Here is a 17,595-nt window from a genome sequence, read left to right on the forward strand (position 1 = left end):
CGATTGCGGTATATCAGTCAACTCATTTGTTGAATGTTAAACCGTATCGCGAGCAGGCTCGCTCCCACATGGGCATTGCGGTCGGATCAGAGACCGTAGCTCATCAGCCGCTCATAGCGACGGGCCAGCAGCGCCTCGTTGTCGAACTTCTTGAGCATCGACAGTTGCGAACTCAGCTCGGCACGAATCAGCGCCGCAGCCGCGGCCGGATCACGATGAGCGCCGCCTACAGGCTCGCTGATCACTTTATCCACGATACCCAGGCCTTTGAGACGCTCAGCGGTGATGCCCATGGCTTCGGCGGCATCCGGCGCCTTCTCGGCGGTTTTCCACAGGATCGAGGCGCAGCCTTCCGGCGAGATCACCGCGTAGGTGGAGTATTGCAGCATGTTCAGCTGATCGCAGACACCAATGGCCAGCGCACCGCCGGAACCACCTTCGCCGATCACGGTGGCGATGATCGGGGTTTTCAGTCGCGCCATTACGCGCAAGTTCCAGGCGATCGCTTCGCTCTGGTTACGCTCTTCGGCGTCGATGCCCGGATAAGCGCCCGGCGTATCGATGAAGGTCAGGATCGGCATCTTGAAGCGCTCGGCCATTTCCATCAGGCGGCACGCCTTGCGATAGCCTTCCGGACGCGGCATGCCGAAGTTGCGGCGCACCTTTTCGCGGACTTCGCGGCCTTTCTGATGGCCGATGACCATCACTGGCTGGTCGTCCAGACGGGCGACGCCACCCACGATCGCGGCGTCGTCGGAGAAATGCCGATCGCCGTGCAGCTCATCGAACTCAGTGAAGATGTGCTCGATATAGTCCAGGGTGTAGGGACGACGCGGATGACGCGCCAGGCGGGCGATCTGCCAGCTGGTCAGCTTGCCAAAGATGTCTTCGGTCAGCGTGCGGCTTTTGTCCTGCAGACGAGAGATTTCATCGCCGATATTCAGCGAATTGTCATTACCGACCAAGCGCAACTCTTCGATCTTGGCTTGCAGGTCGGCGATCGGCTGTTCGAAATCTAGAAAATTCGGGTTCATAGGCGTCCGTCTTGGGTCGACGTCCAAGAGAGCTTGGGCCGGCCGGTTGTCTATTCGCGCCCTACCTTAAGGGAGAGGCGCGTTCAGGTCGAGATTAAAAATTCGGGTCGAGATCAGGGCCGCTCCAAGGTTCAGGAGTGGCACCTGGCCGTCAACGGTATTGGAGGAAGACGTTGTCTTTGCCGAACTGGTCACGCAAGGCTTGAATCAACGCATCCGCCGGATCGATCCGCCAGCCTTCGCCGAACTGCAGCACAGCCTTGGCGTCGGGGCGCACGTACTCCATGGTAATCGGACAAGCACCGCGATGGCGCTTGAACAATTCCCCCAGCCAGCGTAGCTGATCGCCCTTGAGATCCTGGGTCTGCAATTTCAGGCGCAGGCTCTCGGCCAGGTTGGTCCGGGCATCTTCCATGCTCATCACCCGTTTGACCCGCAGCCGCAGGCCACCGGAAAAATCGTCGTTGCTGACTTCGCCTTCTACCACAACCATCGCGTCAGTCTGCAACAGCGACTGGGCCGAATGGAACGCATCGGCAAACAACGACGCCTCGATGCGCCCGGAGCGGTCGTCGAGGGTGATGAAGCCCATCTTGTCGCCCTTTTTGTTTTTCATTACCCGCAGGGCGATGATCATACCGGCGACGGTCTGCGTGTCACGCGCCGGCTTCAGATCAATGATGCGCTGGCGGGCGAACCGGCGGATCTCGCCTTCGTACTCGTCGATCGGGTGACCCGTGAGGTACAGGCCCAAGGTGTCTTTCTCACCCTTGAGACGCTCCTTGAGCGTCAGCTCCTTGGCCTTGCGGTGATTGCCGTAGACATCGGCATCTTCCTCGACAAACAACCCGCCAAACAGGTCGGCGTGACCACTGTCATGGGTCCGGGCGGTTTGCTCGGCGGCCTTGATCGCTTCTTCCATGGCCGCCAGCAGCACCGCGCGGTTGCGGTCGATATTGGCCTGGTAGGCCTTGGGTTCATCCTGGAAGTACGGGCCCAGACGGTCCAATGCACCGCTGCGGATCAAACCGTCGAGGGTACGTTTGTTGATGCGTTTGAGATCGACCCGGGCGCAAAAATCGAACAGGTCCTTGAACGGTCCGTCCTGACGGGCTTCGGTGATGGCTTCCACCGGTCCTTCACCCACACCCTTGATCGCCCCCAGTCCATAAATGATGCGGCCTTCGTCGTTCACCGTGAACTTGAACTCCGAAGCGTTCACGTCCGGTGCGTCGAGGCGCAACTTCATGGTCCGCACTTCTTCGATCAAGGTCACGACCTTGTCGGTGTTGTGCATATCCGCCGACAGTACCGCGGCCATGAATGGCGCCGGGTAGTGGGCCTTCAGCCACGCGGTCTGGTACGACACCAGACCATAGGCGGCCGAGTGGGATTTGTTGAAGCCGTAACCGGCGAATTTTTCCACCAGGTCGAAGATGTTACCGGCCAGGTCCGCATCAATGCCGTTGTTCGCACAACCCTCGATGAAACCGCCGCGCTGCTTGGCCATTTCCTCGGGCTTTTTCTTACCCATCGCCCGACGCAGCATGTCCGCGCCGCCGAGGGTGTAACCGGCCATTACCTGGGCAATCTGCATCACCTGTTCCTGGTACAGGATGATGCCGTAGGTCGGTGCCAGGACCGGCTTGAGGCCGTCGTACTGATAATCCGGGTGCGGGTACGCCAGCTCGGCGCGCCCGTGCTTACGGTTGATAAAGTCATCCACCATGCCCGATTGCAGCGGGCCCGGACGGAACAGGGCCACCAGTGCGATCAGGTCTTCGAGGCAGTCGGGCTTGAGCTTTTTGATCAGCTCCTTCATACCCCGGGATTCAAGCTGGAACACTGCCGTGGTTTCGGCTTTTTGCAGCAGGCTGTAGGTCGGCTTGTCATCCAGCGGGATGAAAGCGATGTCCAGCGGCTCTTCGCCGACCTTGGCCCGGTCACGGTTGATGGTTTTCAGCGCCCAGTCGATGATCGTCAGGGTCCGCAGGCCAAGGAAGTCGAACTTCACCAGGCCCGCCGCCTCGACGTCATCCTTGTCGAACTGGGTCACCAGGCCGTCGCCCTCTTCATCGCAATAGATCGGCGAGAAGTCAGTCAGCTTGGTCGGCGCGATCACCACGCCCCCGGCGTGCTTGCCGACGTTACGCACCACGCCCTCAAGCTTGCGGGCCATCTCCCAGATTTCCGCGGCTTCTTCATCGACCTTGATGAAGTCCCGCAGGATTTCTTCCTGCTCGTAGGCTTTTTCCAGGGTCATGCCGACTTCGAACGGGATCATCTTCGACAGACGATCCGCCAAACCGTAGGACTTGCCCTGCACCCGCGCCACGTCACGCACCACAGCCTTGGCGGCCATGGAACCGAAGGTGATGATCTGGCTCACCGCGTTGCGGCCGTATTTCTCGGCCACGTAATCAATCACCCGGTCGCGACCGTCCATGCAGAAGTCGACGTCGAAGTCGGGCATGGACACCCGTTCCGGGTTGAGGAAACGTTCGAACAGCAGGTCATATTCCAGCGGGTCGAGGTCGGTGATCTTCTGCACGTAAGCCACCAGGGAGCCTGCACCCGACCCCCGGCCTGGCCCCACCGGCACGCCGTTGCTCTTGGCCCACTGGATAAAGTCCATCACGATCAGGAAGTAACCGGGGAAGCCCATCTGGATGATGATATCCAGCTCGAAATTCAACCGGTCGACATAGACCTGGCGCTTGGCCTCGTAATCTTCGGTGGTGTCCTTGGGCAAGAGAACGCTGAGGCGCTCATCCAGGCCATCGAAGGACACCTTGCGGAAATACTCGTCGATGGTCATGCCATCGGGGATCGGGAAGTTGGGCAGGAAGTGCTTGCCCAGCTTCACTTCGATGTTGCAGCGCTTGGCAATCTCGACCGTGTTTTCCAGCGCCTCGGGCAGGTCGCTGAACAACTCGGCCATTTCCTCGGCGCTTTTGAGGTACTGCTGATCGCTGTAGTTTTTCGGACGACGCGGATCATCGAGCGCCCGGCCTTCACCGATGCAGACGCGGGTTTCGTGGGCCTCGAAATCTTCCTGCTTGATGAAGCGCACGTCGTTGGTCGCCACCAGCGGCGCGCCGATCCGGTCGGCCAGGGCCACGGCGGCATGCAGGTGTTCTTCGTCGTTGGGGCGATTGGTGCGTTGCACTTCAATGTAGAAGCGGTCCGGGAACACCGCCATCCAATCGCGGGCCAGTACTTCGGCTTCTTCTGGATTGCCACTGAGCAGGGCCAGGCCGATTTCACCTTCCTTGGCCGCCGACAGCATGATCAAACCTTCATTGGCCTCAGCTACCCATTCGCGCTCGATGATGATCGAGCCGTTGCGCTGGCCATCGATAAAACCGCGGGAGATCAACTCGGTGAGGTTGCGGTAACCCACGGCGTTCATCACCAGCAGGCTGATGCGGCTCAGCGGCGCGTCCGGGTCTTTGTTCGACAGCCACAGGTCGGCCCCGCAGATCGGCTTGATCCCGGCGCCCATTGCATTTTTGTAGAACTTGACCAGCGAACACATGTTGTTCTGGTCGGTGACCGCCACAGCAGGCATGTTCATGCCCACCAGGGTCTTGACCAGTGGCTTGATCCGCACCAGGCCATCGACCAGGGAGTACTCAGTGTGCAGGCGTAGATGAACGAATGAAGCCGGCATAGTGATCCTGCGTTAAGTCATGAAAACAACAAGGCCCGGATTGTACCGAGCCTTGGGTAAAACATCAGCATGATTGCCTTGCCACAAAAGCCTGCATCAAGAGACCGCAGTCTGATGACTTACGATCAAACCCTCACGGGCTTCATAAGCCAGCCGCACCGGCGCGAACGAGCGCCGATGGATCGGCGTTGGCCCAAGGCGCGCCAGCGCTTCCAGATGAACGGGTGTCGGGTAGCCCTTGTGGCCGCCGATGCCGTAGCCCGGGTAAATCAATTCAAAGGCGCTCATTTCCCGATCACGGCTGACCTTGGCCAGAATCGATGCCGCCGCAATGGCCGGCACCTTGCCGTCCCCCTGAACGACTGCTTCGGCGCGCATAGACAGCTTCGGGCACCGATTGCCATCGATCATCGCCAGTTTCGGGGTGATGTGCAGGCCTTCCACGGCACGCTGCATCGCAAGCATGGTGGCGTGCAGGATATTCAGCTCGTCGATCTCCTCCACTTCAGCCCGGGCAATGCACCAGCTCAGGGCTTTCTCGCAGATTTCGTCGTAGAGCTTTTCGCGACGGGCTTCGGTGAGCTTCTTGGAGTCGTTGAGGCCCAGAATGGGCCGGTTTGGATCGAGAATCACCGCTGCCGTCACCACTGCGCCGCACAACGGACCACGACCGACCTCATCAACACCGGCCACCAGTTCTTCAACTTCAGCCACCAGATTGAAGTCCAGGCCCATCTGCAATTTCACGTTACTCATGGTTTGGCGCCGATCAGGGTCAATACTGCGTCGGCGGCCTGGTTGGAGGCATCGCGGCGCAAGGTACGGTGAATGTCATCAAAGCCCCGGGTCTGCTCCTGGCCACCGTCGATCAAGGGCGACAGCGTACGGGCCAGCGCATCGGCGGTTGCCTCGTCCTGCAGCAATTCAGGCACCAGCAAGCGCTGGGCCAACAGATTGGGCAAGGAGATGTAAGGGCTCTTGACCATGCGTTTGAGGATCCAGAACGTCAACGGCGCCAAGCGATAGGCGACCACCATCGGGCGTTTGTACAGCAACGCCTCAAGGGTAGCAGTGCCGGACGCAATCAACACGGCGTCACACGCAGCCAGTGCGAGATGAGAGCGGCCATCGAGCAATGTGACAGGCAGATCGCGCCCGGCCAGCAGCGCTTCAAGCTGAGCCCGTCGCTGCGGGCTGGCACAGGGCAGAACAAAACGCACGCCGGGACGCATCGCTCGCAGACGCTCGGCGGCGTCGAAGAACAAGCCTCCCAGGCGACTGACCTCGCCGCCACGGCTACCGGGCATCAAGGCCACCAGCGGGCCGTCGGGCAGGCCCAACGTTTGACGCGCCGCGTCACGATCCGCTTGCAGGGGAATGGTATCGGCCAGGGTATGGCCGACAAACCGTACCGGCACGCCCTTCTCTTCGTAGAATCGGGCTTCGAACGGCAGCAGCGTGAGCATCAGGTCGCAGCCTTCGCGGATTTTCAACACGCGCTTCTGCCGCCAGGCCCAGACCGAGGGGCTGACGTAGTGCACCGTCTTGATACCGGCCTGACGCAACTTGAGTTCGATATTGAGAGTGAAATCCGGCGCATCGATGCCGATGAACACATCCGGTTTTTCGTCGATCAGGGTCGCGATCAGCTTCTTGCGGCGAGCCAGCAGTTCGCGCAGACGTCCGAGCACCTCAACCAGCCCCATCACCGACAGGCGTTCCATGGGGAAATATGACGCCAGCCCTTCGGCCTGCATCAAGGGGCCACCGACACCGATGAACTCCACTGCTGGGTGCTGCGCCTTGAGCGCACGCATCAGACCGGCACCCAGAATGTCACCGGAAGCCTCTCCCGCCACCAGTGCTATACGCAAGTTAGCCATGGTTAGCGAGTGATGCCGCGAGTCGAGGACTGGATGGAGTCACGGAATATCGCAACTTCCGGGAACTGCGCCGAAGCCTCGGCCAGCTCGACAAGGGCCTGTTCGACGGTCAACCCCTGGCGGTACACAACCTTGTAGGCGCGCCGCAATGCCGTGATCGCCTCTTCACTGAAACCACGACGGCGCATGCCTTCGAAATTCATACTGCGGGCTTCGGCCGGGTTACCGAACACAGTGACATAGGCCGGTACGTCCTTGCCGATGGCGGTGCCCATGCCCGAGAAGCTGTGGGCGCCGATATGACAATATTGATGGACCAAAGTGAAACCGGACAGGATCGCCCAGTCGTCCACATGCACGTGGCCAGCCAACGCGGTGTTGTTGACCAGGATGCAATGGTTGCCAATGACGCTGTCATGACCGATATGGGCGTAGGCCATGATCAGGTTATGGTTGCCCAGAGTCGTTTCGGAACGATCCTGAACGGTGCCACGGTGAATCGTCACGCCTTCGCGGATCACGTTGTGATCGCCAATGACCAGCCGGGTTTCTTCACCTTTGTACTTGAGATCGGGCGTGTCCTCGCCTACCGAAGAAAACTGGTAGATGCGGTTGTGCCGACCGATCCGGGTCGGACCCTTGAGAACCACATGGGGCCCGATCACCGTACCCTCGCCGATTTCCACACCTGGGCCGATGATCGACCATGGGCCGACCTCGACATCGGCGGCCAGGACTGCCGCCGGATCGATGATTGCGCGAGGGTCAATCAAACTCATAGTTTGCGTTCCGCACAGATGATTTCAGCGGAGCAGACTGGCTTGCCGTCGACCGAAGCCTGGCATTCGAACTTCCAGATCTGGCGCTTGCAACTGATGAATGTGGCTTCGAGGATCAGCTGATCGCCCGGGGTGACCGGCTGGCGAAAACGCAGCTTGTCGGAGCCCACGAAGTAGTAAAGCGTGCCGTCGGCAGGCTTCACGTCGAGCATTTTGAAACCAAGGATCCCGGCAGCCTGAGCCATTGCCTCGATGATCAGCACGCCGGGCATGATTGGATGCGCGGGAAAGTGACCATTGAAGAACGGTTCGTTGATGCTGACATTCTTGTAGGCGCGAATCCGCTTGCCTTCAACGTCAAGTTCCACCACCCGGTCCACCAGCAGGAACGGGTAACGGTGAGGCAGGTATTCGCGAATCTCGTTGATGTCCATCATTTCGGGGGGAAGCCTATGTAAAGATTGGAAGCGCACGATCGACGCGCGCCCCTCTAGCAAATCAAGGAGGCAGTCTAGCGGCTGTGCACACTTGATATGGAAATGGTATCAGCCATCTGATGAAGCATTACCGTCAGGGGTCACGTCCCCTACACGCTTTTCCAACTGACGCAAACGCCGCGCGATGTCATCGAGCTGGCGGATTCGGGCCGCGCTCTTGCGCCATTCGGCCGCCGGTTGCATCGCCGTGCCGGAAGAATAAGCACCCGGCTCGGTGATCGAATGGGTCACCATGGTCATTCCGGTGAGGAATACGTTGTCACAAATATCAATGTGCCCCACCAGCCCCACGCCACCGGCGAGCATGCAATGCTTGCCGATCCGGGTGCTGCCGGAAATGCCTACGCAGGCGGCCATGGCGGTGTGATCACCGACCTGGACGTTGTGGGCGATCTGAATCTGGTTGTCGAGCTTGACGCCATTGCCGATGACCGTATCAGACAGGGCGCCCCGGTCGATCGCGGTGTTGACGCCGATTTCCACGTCATCACCGATGGTCACGCCGCCGATCTGGGCGATCTTTTGCCAGATCCCCTTCTCCTTGGCAAAACCGAAACCTTCACCGCCCAGTACCGCACCCGACTGGATCACCACCCGCTTTCCGATACGCACGTCGTGATACAACGTGACCCGCGGAGCAAGCCAGCCACCCTCACCGATCTCGCAGCGCGCACCGATGAAGCAATGGGCGCCCAGCGTGACGCCCGGGCCGACCCGGGCGGCGCTTTCAATGACGACAAAAGGACCGATGCTGGCCGTGGGATCAACCACCGCATCCGCCGCGATGACCGCGCTGGGATGAATGCCGGGGGCCGACTTGGGCTTGGGGTCGAACAGGTGGGAAATCCGCGCATACGCCAGATAGGGATCCGGCACGATCAGCGCATCGCCCGCGAACCCGTCAGCATCGGCAGGCTTGAGCAACAGCGCTGCGGCCCGGCTGTCGGCCAGGTATTTGCGATATTGAGGATTTGCCAGGAAGCTCAACTGAGCTGGGCCAGCCTCTTGCAAAGTGGCTAGCCCAGTGATGACCTTCTCCGGGTCGCCACGCAGGGTGGCGCCGAGGAACTCAGCCAGTTGGCCGAGCTTGATAGTCGCTGTCATGGATTACTTCAGCTGATTCATGCGCTCGATAACCTGGCGCGTGATGTCGTACTGGGGTTTGACGTCAATCACTGCACCACGCTCGAACACCAGGTCAAAACCACCTTTCTTGATGACTTCTTCCACCGCCCGATCGAGCTTTGGCTTGAGCTGCTTGAGCATCTCGCGGTCGGCAACGGCTTTCGCTTCGTTCAGCTCCTTGGACTGGAACTGGAAGTCACGAGCCTTTTGCTTGAACTCAAGCTCCAGACGCTCACGCTCGCCCTGGGCCATTTTGTCGCCACCGGAAACCAGACGATCCTGGATACCCTTGGCGCTGCTCTCCAGGCTCTTGAGCTTGGTCAGCTGCGGGCCGAACTTCTTCTCGGCATCCACGGCGTATTTCTTCGCCGCGTCGGATTCCAGCAGGGCCATCTGATAGTTCAGTACGGCAATCTTCATGTCGGCAAAAGCCGGACCTGCGACCATCAAGGTCGCCAGGAGAACCAATTGAGTCAACTTACGCACGATGTACTCCTACAAAATCCATTGTCGTTATCTTGGGTCAGACGCTTAAAACGTCTGGCCGAGGGAGAATTGGAACACTTGGGTTTCAGCGTCATCCGGTTTCTTGATCGGCATCGCCAGGGCGAAGCTCAAAGGACCGAGCGCGGTGACCCAGGTCACACCCACGCCCACGGAACTTGCCATGTTGCTCAGGCTGATGTCGTTGCACTTGGTATTGGACCTGGTGCCGTCGGCGTTGGTGGTGTCCTCGCACGAAGAGTCGAATACGTTACCCACGTCCCAGAATACCGAGGTACGCAAGGAGCGCTGATCCTTGACGAACGGCATCGGGAACAACAGCTCGACACCGCCCTGGATCAGGACATTACCACCGAACGGCAGCGGATCCTGGTCCGGATCACGTATGGTTCCCGGGTTGGTGCCCCGGCTCGGCGTACTGCGCGGACCAAGAGTGCTGTCCTTGAAGCCACGGACCGAGTTGAAACCGCCGGCATAGTAGTTCTCGTAGAACGGCAAGCCGTCGGTGGAACCATAACCGTCGCCATAACCCAGCTCAGTGTGCAGGCGCATGGTGTAATTATCAGACAGCGGCTGGAACAGTTGGCCACGATAGTCGAGCTTGAAGAACGAGAGGTCGCTGCCAGGGGTGGTAGTTTCCAATACCAGGCTCTGGGAACGACCACGGGTCGCCAGCACACCTTTGTTCAGGGTCGATTCGGACCAACCGACAGACGCCTTGAAGTTCAGGTACTTGTCGCCTTCCTTTTCAACGAAGTCAAAAATCTCGTCAACGGTATAACGCCCGGTGCTGATCTCGTCCTGCTGGGCGGTGAGACCGAACGTCAGACGCGAAGTCTCGCTGATTGGATAACCCACGTTGACGCCTGCACCCAGGCTGTCCACGGCATAGCTGGAGATGTCGGAGTCGAGCTCGTCATAGTCAGTGGTGCGATAGAAGGCGTTGTAGCCCAGGCTCACACCGTCTGCAGTCCAGTAGGGGTCGACAAAACCGAAGTTGTAGCGGGTCTGGTATTCGCTGCGGGTCAAGCCAACGCTGACCCGGTTACCGGTACCCAGGAAGTTGTTCTGGGTGATCGAACCACCGAGGATCAGGCCGGCGCTCTGGGCGAAACCGACGCTGGCGGTGATCGAGCCGGACGCCTGCTCTTCAACGCTGTAGTTCACATCGACCTGGTCATCGACGCCCGGTACTGCCGGCGTCTCGACGTTGACTTCCTTGAAGAAGCCCAGGCGCTCCAGACGGGTCTTGGACTGGTCGATCAGGTAGGTCGACGCCCAGCCACCTTCCATCTGGCGCATTTCACGGCGCAGCACTTCGTCTTCGGACTTGGTGTTGCCACGGAAGTTGATGCGGTTGACGTAGGCGCGCTTGCCCGGATCCACGGCGAAGGTGATGTCGACGGTATGGTCTTCATCGTGCGGTTGCGGCACGCCGTTGACGTTGGCGAAGGTGTAGCCCTCGTTACCCAGACGACGGGTGATCAGTTCGGAAGTGGTGGTCATCAGCTTGCGCGAGAACACCTGCCCCTTCTGCACCAGCAGCAACGAGGTGACCTGGTCTTCCGGCACCTTCAGGTCGCCGCTGAGCTTGACGTCACGAACGGTGTACTTGTCGCCTTCGTTGACGTTCACGGTGATGTAGACGTGCTTCTTGTCCGGGGTGATGGACACCTGGGTCGAAGCGATGTCCATGTTGATGTAGCCGCGGTCCAGGTAGTAGGAACGCAGACGTTCCAGGTCACCGGAGAGCTTTTCACGGGCGTACTTGTCGTCGTTCTTGAAGAACGACAGCCAGTTGGTGGTCTTGAGTTCGAACAGGTCGATCAGGTCTTCATCAGGGAAAACGGTGTTGCCCACCACGTTGATGTGCTGGATCGCCGCCACGGTGCCTTCATTGATGTTGACCTTCAGGCCTACGCGGTTGCGCGGCTGCGGCACCACTTCGGTGTCGACGGTGGCCGAGTAACGGCCCTGGGCAACGTACTGGCGTTGCAGCTCGTTACGAACACCTTCGAGGGTGGCGCGCTGGAAGATCTCGCCTTCGGCCAGGCCGGACTGTTTGAGGCCCTTCATCAGGTCTTCAGTAGAGATCGCCTTGTTGCCTTCGATCTCGATACTGGCAACCGATGGACGCTCAACTACCGTGATGACCAGTACATTGCCATCACGACCCAGCTGGATATCCTGAAAGAAGCCGGTTTTGAACAGCGCGCGAGTGGATTCCACCAGACGCCGATCATCCGCCTGCTCGCCGACGTTTAACGGCAAGGCACCAAAGACACTACCCGCGGAGACCCGCTGGAGGCCATTGACGCGAATATCAGAGATAGTGAAGGACTCGGCGTGAACTTCGGCGATCATCAATACGGTGAGAACCGCAGTTAGCAGCAGACGTTTCATGAAGTCCTTTCTTATTCCAACTGGCAATAAACAAACTGCCGCAAAATGCGGCAGATTCGCAATTCAGCGAAGCGTTACAGACGACCCAGATCGTTGACCAAGGCAAGCAACATTACCCCGACCACCAAGCTGATACCGATCTGTATCCCCCAACCTTGCACCCTATCCGACAAGGGACGACCACGCGCCCACTCGATCAGATAAAACAACAAATGCCCCCCATCCAGTACCGGAATGGGCAGCAAATTCAGAACCCCCAGGCTAATGCTCAGATAAGCAAGGAAATTCAGGAAATCAGCGACGCCCGACTGGGCAGAAGCGCCCGCCACTTTAGCAATGGTTATCGGTCCACTCAAGTTTTTTACCGAGAGCTCGCCGAACAACATTTTCTTGAGCGAATCGAGGGTCAGGATGCTCATGGTCCAGGTACGACGCGCGCCCTCGCCAATCGCCGCCAAAGGGCCGAAACTGACCTCGCGGATCATTTCCGGCGGCCAGTCGACAGCCTTGACGCCGGCACCCAGATAGCCGGTCGGCGCCTTGCTCTCGCCACGGGCGCCCAGGGTTACCGGGACGTCGATCGGCGCACCATCGCGCTCGACGCGCAGCACTATCTTGCTATCCGGACGTACACGAACCGAATCGACCACCTGCTGCCAGTCACTGACCGGCAGGCCATCGAGCGCCAGCAGCCGATCACCGGTCTTCAGGCCTGCAGCCTGGGCCGGGCCTTTCGGGTCGAGTTCGGCGAGTATCGGCGGCAAGGCCGGACGCCATGGCTTGATCCCCAGGGAACGGATCGGATCCGGCTCGTCGGCGCCCTTGAGCCAGTTGTCCAGGATCAGTTCGCGAGGCGAATCCACCGTGGAACCCTGCTCGCGCACCATCAATTGCAACGAACCGCTCTCACCCAGGCGACGCACCAGTTGCAGGTTGACCGCCGCCCAGCCCGATGTCGGCTCCCCATCGATGGCAACGATTTCCTGTCCGACACCCAGCCCGGCACGGGCGGCGACGCTGCCGGCCTCGACCGCGCCGATGACCGGCCGTACCTGCTCGCTGCCCAGCATGGCCAGGGCCCAGAAAAAAACCATGGCCAGCAAAAAGTTGGCTATCGGCCCCGCCGCCACGATGGCAATACGCTGACGGACGGTCTTGCGATTGAAGGATTGGTCGACCTGATCGGCCGGCACTTCACCTTCGCGCTCGTCGAGCATCTTCACGTAGCCGCCCAGCGGAATGGCTGCAACAACGAATTCGGTGCCCTTTTTGTCATGCCAGCGCAGCAGCGGCATGCCGAAACCGACGGAAAAACGCAGAACCTTGACGCCACAGCGCCGCGCGACCCAGAAATGACCGAATTCGTGAAAAGTGACCAACACCCCCAATGCAACCAGGGTGCCGACAATCATATAGAGCGCGCTCATCTGTTTTCTCCGCAATCCTGCCCAGGACAACCCTGGCTAACGTACCGCAGCCTCAACGCCCGTGGCGCTTCAACCATTGGCCCGCCAGCTCACGAGCCCTGGCGTCCGCCGTGAATACCGCATCGAGGTCATCAAGCGAAACCACAGCCTCGAGGTTCAAGACCTCCTCGATGATACTCGCGATCTCGAGGTAACGGACACGTCCGTCGAGAAACGCTGCAACCGCCACTTCATTGGCAGCATTGAGCATGGCCGGAGCACTGTTGCCTGCCTCAGCCGCTTGTCGCGCCAGACGCAGGCATGGAAAGCGCTGCTCATCAGGCGCCTGGAAATCCAGGCGGGCAATGGCGAACAGGTCCAGCGGCGCCACGCCCGAATCAATCCGCGCAGGCCAGGCCAGCGCATTGGCGATCGGAGTACGCATATCCGGGTTGCCCAATTGAGCCAGCACCGAACCGTCTATGTAATCCACCAGGGAGTGAATCACGCTCTGCGGGTGAATCACCACTTCCACCTGGGACGGCTTGGCATCGAACAACCAGCAGGCCTCGATCAGTTCCAGGCCCTTGTTCATCATGCTGGCCGAATCCACGGAAATCTTGCGCCCCATGGACCAGTTCGGGTGAGCACAAGCCTGCTCGGGTGAAACATGCACCAACTCTTCCAGCGGAGTCTGCCGGAACGGACCGCCGGAAGCCGTCAGTAAAATCCGCCGGACCCCCACTGCGCCCAGGCCGCGGGAAAAGTCCTGCGGCATGCATTGAAAAATCGCATTGTGCTCGCTGTCGATGGGCAGCAGCACCGAACCGCTTTTGCGCACGGCCTGCATGAACAGCGCGCCGGACATGACCAGTGCTTCTTTATTGGCCAGCAGGATTTTTTTGCCTGTCTCTACCGCCGCCAGCGTTGGACGCAAACCCGCCGCGCCGACAATCGCCGCCATCACCGCGTCAACTTCAGGATCGGAGGCGACCTGACACAACCCTTCCTCCCCCACCAGCACACGGGTAGGCAAGCCTGCCGCGCGCAAGTCGTCCTGCAAGGCGCGGGCAACGCCAGCCTCAGGCACCACGGCGAAACGCGGGGTGTGGCGTATGCACAGCGCCAGCAACTCACTCAAGCGAGTAAAACCACTGAGGGCAAATACCTGATAGCGCTCCGGGTGACGGCCGATGACATCAAGCGTACTCAGGCCGATCGAACCGGTAGCACCCAGGACGGTAATTTGTTGAGGGCGACTCACGATGCCGCCATCCATAGCAACACGGCAAAGATCGGAATCGCAGCGGTCAGGCTGTCGATGCGATCCAGCACGCCACCATGGCCGGGCAGCAGATTACTGCTGTCCTTGATGCCGGACTGACGCTTGAACATGCTTTCGGTCAGGTCGCCGACCACCGATACAAATACGATGAGAGCGGCCCCAAACAGGCCCATCAGCAACTGCCCGGCACTCCACTCCCGCACGACGCCGACCACCGCTGTGATCACTAGGCTCAAGGCCAGGCCTCCATAGACCCCTTCCCAGCTCTTGCCGGGACTGACCTTGGGAGCAAGCTTGCGCTTGCCAAACGCCCGTCCGGAGAAATAGGCACCGACATCCGCCCCCCAGACCAACACCATCACAGCCATGATCTGCCAGTTGCCCAACGGGCCTTGCTTGATCCAGATCAGCCCTTGCCAGGCCGGCAGCAGGATAAGCAGGCCAATCACCAGCTTCGCGGCAGCACCTGCCCAATGATGCGTGGTCCGCGGATAGGTCAACACCAGGAAGGTCGCCGTGGCCCACCACAATACCGCTGCCCCCAGAACCCAGGGCGCGATACCCGGCACCAGGTACATGACGAACAGCATCGCCGCCACGGCCACGGCATAGGCCACGCGCGCAGACTGCGCCGGGAAGCCCGCCAAGCGCGCCCACTCCCATGCCCCCAAGGTCACGACCAACCCGATGAACAGCGCGAAACTGGCACCTTCAAGCAGGAAAAATCCACCCAGGGCGATGGGCAACAGGATCAGAGCGGTGATGATTCGTTGTTTAAGCATTAAACCCGGGCTCCAGCTTCGATCTGCTCGCTCGTTTTACCGAAACGACGCTGACGGGAAGCGAAATCGGCCAGCGCCGTGCGCATGGCTTCGTGTTTGAAGTCCGGCCAGAACAGGTCGGAGAAATACAGCTCGGCGTAAGCCAGCTGCCAGAGCAGGAAGTTACTGATGCGATGCTCGCCACCGGTACGAATGCACAGGTCCGGCAACGGCAAGTCGCCAGTGGCCAGACAGGTCTGCAGCAGCTCAGGCGTGATGTCTTCCGGCCGCAGATGCCCGGCCTGGACCTCCCGCGCCAGCCGCTGGGCTGCCTGGGCGATGTCCCATTGGCCGCCATAGTTGGCGGCAATCTGCAGGACGAACCGATTGGCACCCGCCGTGGCGGCCTCGGCTTCGCGCATCGCAGCCTGCAACTCGGGATGAAAGCGCGAGCGGTCACCAATGATGCGCAGGCTGATGCTGTTGTCGTTGAGGCGCTTGGCCTCACGCCGCAGAGCCTTGAGGAACAGATCCATCAAGGCGCTGACTTCATCGGCCGGACGCTGCCAGTTCTCGCTGGAGAAGGCGAACAGGGTCAGCACCTCGACCCCGGCCTCGGCACACACCTCGATGACCGCGCGAACTGCATCGACCCCCGCCTTGTGCCCGGCCACGCCAGGCATAAAGCGCTTCTTGGCCCAGCGATTATTGCCATCCATGATGATCGCCACGTGACGCGGAATCGCAAACGGCACGGCCTGTTTGGTCTTTTCCATGAAAACGAGACCCTTATACGGCCATCAGGTCTTTTTCTTTCTGCGCCAAATCCGCATCGATCTTAGCCACGTACTTCTTGGTCAGATCATCAATCTCGCCAGCGGCGCGACGCTCTTCGTCTTCACTGATTTCCTTTTCCTTGACCAGATCCTTGAGCTGGCTGTTGGCATCACGACGGATGTTGCGCACGGCAACGCGAGCGTCTTCAGCCACATCACGGGCCTGCTTGGTGAAGCCCTTACGGGTTTCCTCGGTCAGGGCAGGCATGGAAATCAGCAGCAACTCACCCAGGTTGGTCGGGTTCAGGTTCAGGCCGGCACTGCCGATGGCCTTGTCGACCGCGCCCAGCATGTTGCGCTCAAAGGCAACGACTTGCAGGGTCCGGGCATCCTTGACGGTGATGTTGGCCACTTGCTTGATCGGCGTATCAGCGCCGTAGTACGGCACCATCACGCCTTCGAGAATGCTTGGGTGCGCCTGGCCGGTACGAATGCGACCGAAGTTGTGTGCCAGCGATTCCACGGATTTCTGCATGCGCTCTTGAGCGTCTTTCTTGATTTCGTTGATCATTGTTGTACTTCCTCGATCAGTGTTCCTTCGGCGCCGCCATGCACGATATTCAGCAGGGCGCCGGGCTTGTTCATGTTAAAGACGCGCAGCGGCATCTTGTGGTCGCGGCACAGACAGATAGCCGTCAGGTCCATGACACCCAGCTTGCGATCCAGTACTTCATCGTAGGTCAGATGATCGAACTTCTCGGCATGCGGATCTTTGAACGGGTCAGCGGTATAGACGCCATCGACCTTGGTTGCCTTGAGCACGACATCGGCATCGATCTCGATCGCTCGCAAGCAGGCGGCCGAATCCGTGGTGAAGAACGGATTGCCGGTGCCGGCGGCAAAAATCACCACTTCCTTGGCATTGAGGTGGCGCATGGCTTTGCGGCGGTCGTAGTGATCGGTCACGCCGACCATGGAAATGGCCGACATTACGATGGCCGAGATATTGGCACGCTCCAGCGCATCGCGCATAGCCAGGGCGTTCATCACAGTGGCCAGCATGCCCATGTGGTCGCCCGTAACCCGATCCATGCCGGCCGCGCTCAGCGCTGCGCCGCGGAACAGGTTGCCGCCGCCGATGACCAGGCCGACCTGAACGCCAATTCCGACCAACTGGCCGACTTCCAGCGCCATGCGATCCAGCACTTTCGGATCGATCCCGAACTCTTCCGAGCCCATCAGGGCCTCGCCGCTAAGCTTGAGTAGAATGCGTTTATAGCGAGCCTGATAACCACTGCCCTGCTGAGCCATTGCGAATCTCTCCTGCGGCGTATTTTCGAAAATTCTTTCAGGCTGTTTGCAGCCTGCGTTCACTCTAGCTTGACGCTGACACAGCGCCATCGAAACACGGCTTTGTAAGCCAGTTCCGACAGGAAACCAATAAAAATCGGTATCCCATCCAAAAAGAG

General features: G+C 59.8%; 15 protein-coding genes. All 15 read right to left on the reverse strand.

What is annotated here, in order from left to right; all coding sequences use genetic code 11:
- Positions 1–86 precede the first annotated feature (86 nt).
- The gene (locus tag HQ912_RS22840; RefSeq protein WP_047227574.1) at positions 87–1,034 is read right to left on the reverse strand and encodes an acetyl-CoA carboxylase carboxyltransferase subunit alpha; all 948 of its coding nucleotides are present in this window, start codon (positions 1,032–1,034) and stop codon (positions 87–89) included.
- A 151-nt stretch (positions 1,035–1,185) separates the two neighbouring features.
- A complete protein-coding gene (dnaE, locus tag HQ912_RS22845; RefSeq protein WP_076386183.1) occupies positions 1,186–4,707 on the reverse strand; it encodes a DNA polymerase III subunit alpha in 3,522 nt (1,173 codons plus the stop codon).
- 96 nt (positions 4,708–4,803) lie between these two features.
- The gene (gene rnhB, locus HQ912_RS22850; RefSeq protein ID WP_160891751.1) at positions 4,804–5,448 is read right to left on the reverse strand and encodes a ribonuclease HII; all 645 of its coding nucleotides are present in this window, start codon (positions 5,446–5,448) and stop codon (positions 4,804–4,806) included.
- Positions 5,449–5,459: 11 nt separating this feature from the next.
- The gene (lpxB, locus tag HQ912_RS22855) at positions 5,460–6,590 is read right to left on the reverse strand and encodes a lipid-A-disaccharide synthase (protein ID WP_173407340.1); all 1,131 of its coding nucleotides are present in this window, start codon (positions 6,588–6,590) and stop codon (positions 5,460–5,462) included.
- Between the two features lie 2 nt (positions 6,591–6,592).
- Positions 6,593–7,369, reverse strand: coding sequence for an acyl-ACP--UDP-N-acetylglucosamine O-acyltransferase (gene lpxA / locus HQ912_RS22860; protein ID WP_047227570.1), 777 nt, complete (start codon positions 7,367–7,369; stop codon positions 6,593–6,595).
- On the reverse strand, positions 7,366–7,806 hold the full coding sequence (gene fabZ / locus HQ912_RS22865) for a 3-hydroxyacyl-ACP dehydratase FabZ (protein WP_047227569.1): 441 nt from the start codon (positions 7,804–7,806) through the stop codon (positions 7,366–7,368). The genes lpxA and fabZ overlap by 4 nt, the downstream gene beginning before the upstream one ends.
- Positions 7,807–7,914: 108 nt before the next feature.
- Entirely contained in the window at positions 7,915–8,970 is a 1,056-nt protein-coding gene (gene lpxD / locus HQ912_RS22870; protein ID WP_047227568.1) for a UDP-3-O-(3-hydroxymyristoyl)glucosamine N-acyltransferase, read from the reverse strand.
- A gap of 3 nt (positions 8,971–8,973) precedes the next feature.
- Complete coding sequence (locus HQ912_RS22875; RefSeq protein WP_047227567.1) at positions 8,974–9,477, reverse strand: OmpH family outer membrane protein; 504 nt, start codon at positions 9,475–9,477, stop codon at positions 8,974–8,976.
- 45 nt (positions 9,478–9,522) lie between these two features.
- Positions 9,523–11,898, reverse strand: coding sequence for an outer membrane protein assembly factor BamA (gene bamA / locus HQ912_RS22880; RefSeq protein ID WP_047227566.1), 2,376 nt, complete (start codon positions 11,896–11,898; stop codon positions 9,523–9,525).
- 74 nt (positions 11,899–11,972) lie between these two features.
- Positions 11,973–13,325, reverse strand: a complete 1,353-nt coding sequence (rseP, locus tag HQ912_RS22885) for an RIP metalloprotease RseP (RefSeq protein WP_173407341.1) — start codon at positions 13,323–13,325, stop codon at positions 11,973–11,975.
- A 52-nt stretch (positions 13,326–13,377) separates the two neighbouring features.
- On the reverse strand, positions 13,378–14,568 hold the full coding sequence (gene ispC / locus HQ912_RS22890) for a 1-deoxy-D-xylulose-5-phosphate reductoisomerase (protein WP_173407342.1): 1,191 nt from the start codon (positions 14,566–14,568) through the stop codon (positions 13,378–13,380).
- Positions 14,565–15,371 (reverse strand): phosphatidate cytidylyltransferase, encoded by an 807-nt coding sequence (locus HQ912_RS22895; RefSeq protein ID WP_047227564.1) that lies wholly within the window; start codon positions 15,369–15,371, stop codon positions 14,565–14,567. Before HQ912_RS22895 ends, ispC begins: the two co-directional genes overlap by 4 nt.
- Entirely contained in the window at positions 15,371–16,126 is a 756-nt protein-coding gene (uppS, locus tag HQ912_RS22900; RefSeq protein ID WP_047227563.1) for a polyprenyl diphosphate synthase, read from the reverse strand. Before uppS ends, HQ912_RS22895 begins: the two co-directional genes overlap by 1 nt.
- A 13-nt stretch (positions 16,127–16,139) precedes the next feature.
- Entirely contained in the window at positions 16,140–16,697 is a 558-nt protein-coding gene (gene frr / locus HQ912_RS22905) for a ribosome recycling factor (RefSeq protein WP_047227562.1), read from the reverse strand.
- Positions 16,694–17,437, reverse strand: coding sequence for a UMP kinase (gene pyrH, locus HQ912_RS22910; protein ID WP_024779012.1), 744 nt, complete (start codon positions 17,435–17,437; stop codon positions 16,694–16,696). The genes frr and pyrH overlap by 4 nt, the downstream gene beginning before the upstream one ends.
- Positions 17,438–17,595 lie beyond the last annotated feature (158 nt).

Source organism: Pseudomonas sp. MPDS (assembly GCF_013283895.1).
GTDB classification, from domain to species: Bacteria; Pseudomonadota; Gammaproteobacteria; order Pseudomonadales; family Pseudomonadaceae; genus Aquipseudomonas; species Aquipseudomonas rhizophila.

Bases quoted from the DNA above. Each gene is read 5' to 3' on its own strand.
- HQ912_RS22840 (WP_047227574.1), bottom strand. From the start codon at position 1,034: ATGAACCCGAATTTTCTAGATTTCGAACAGCCGATCGCCGACCTGCAA.
- dnaE (WP_076386183.1), bottom strand. From the start codon at position 4,707: ATGCCGGCTTCATTCGTTCATCTACGCCTGCACACTGAGTACTCCCTG.
- lpxB (WP_173407340.1), bottom strand. From the start codon at position 6,590: ATGGCTAACTTGCGTATAGCACTGGTGGCGGGAGAGGCTTCCGGTGAC.
- lpxA (WP_047227570.1), bottom strand. From the start codon at position 7,369: ATGAGTTTGATTGACCCTCGCGCAATCATCGATCCGGCGGCAGTCCTG.
- fabZ (WP_047227569.1), bottom strand. From the start codon at position 7,806: ATGATGGACATCAACGAGATTCGCGAATACCTGCCTCACCGTTACCCG.
- lpxD (WP_047227568.1), bottom strand. From the start codon at position 8,970: ATGACAGCGACTATCAAGCTCGGCCAACTGGCTGAGTTCCTCGGCGCC.
- bamA (WP_047227566.1), bottom strand. From the start codon at position 11,898: ATGAAACGTCTGCTGCTAACTGCGGTTCTCACCGTATTGATGATCGCC.
- rseP (WP_173407341.1), bottom strand. From the start codon at position 13,325: ATGAGCGCGCTCTATATGATTGTCGGCACCCTGGTTGCATTGGGGGTG.
- HQ912_RS22895 (WP_047227564.1), bottom strand. From the start codon at position 15,371: ATGCTTAAACAACGAATCATCACCGCTCTGATCCTGTTGCCCATCGCC.
- uppS (WP_047227563.1), bottom strand. From the start codon at position 16,126: ATGGAAAAGACCAAACAGGCCGTGCCGTTTGCGATTCCGCGTCACGTG.
- frr (WP_047227562.1), bottom strand. From the start codon at position 16,697: ATGATCAACGAAATCAAGAAAGACGCTCAAGAGCGCATGCAGAAATCC.
- pyrH (WP_024779012.1), bottom strand. From the start codon at position 17,437: ATGGCTCAGCAGGGCAGTGGTTATCAGGCTCGCTATAAACGCATTCTA.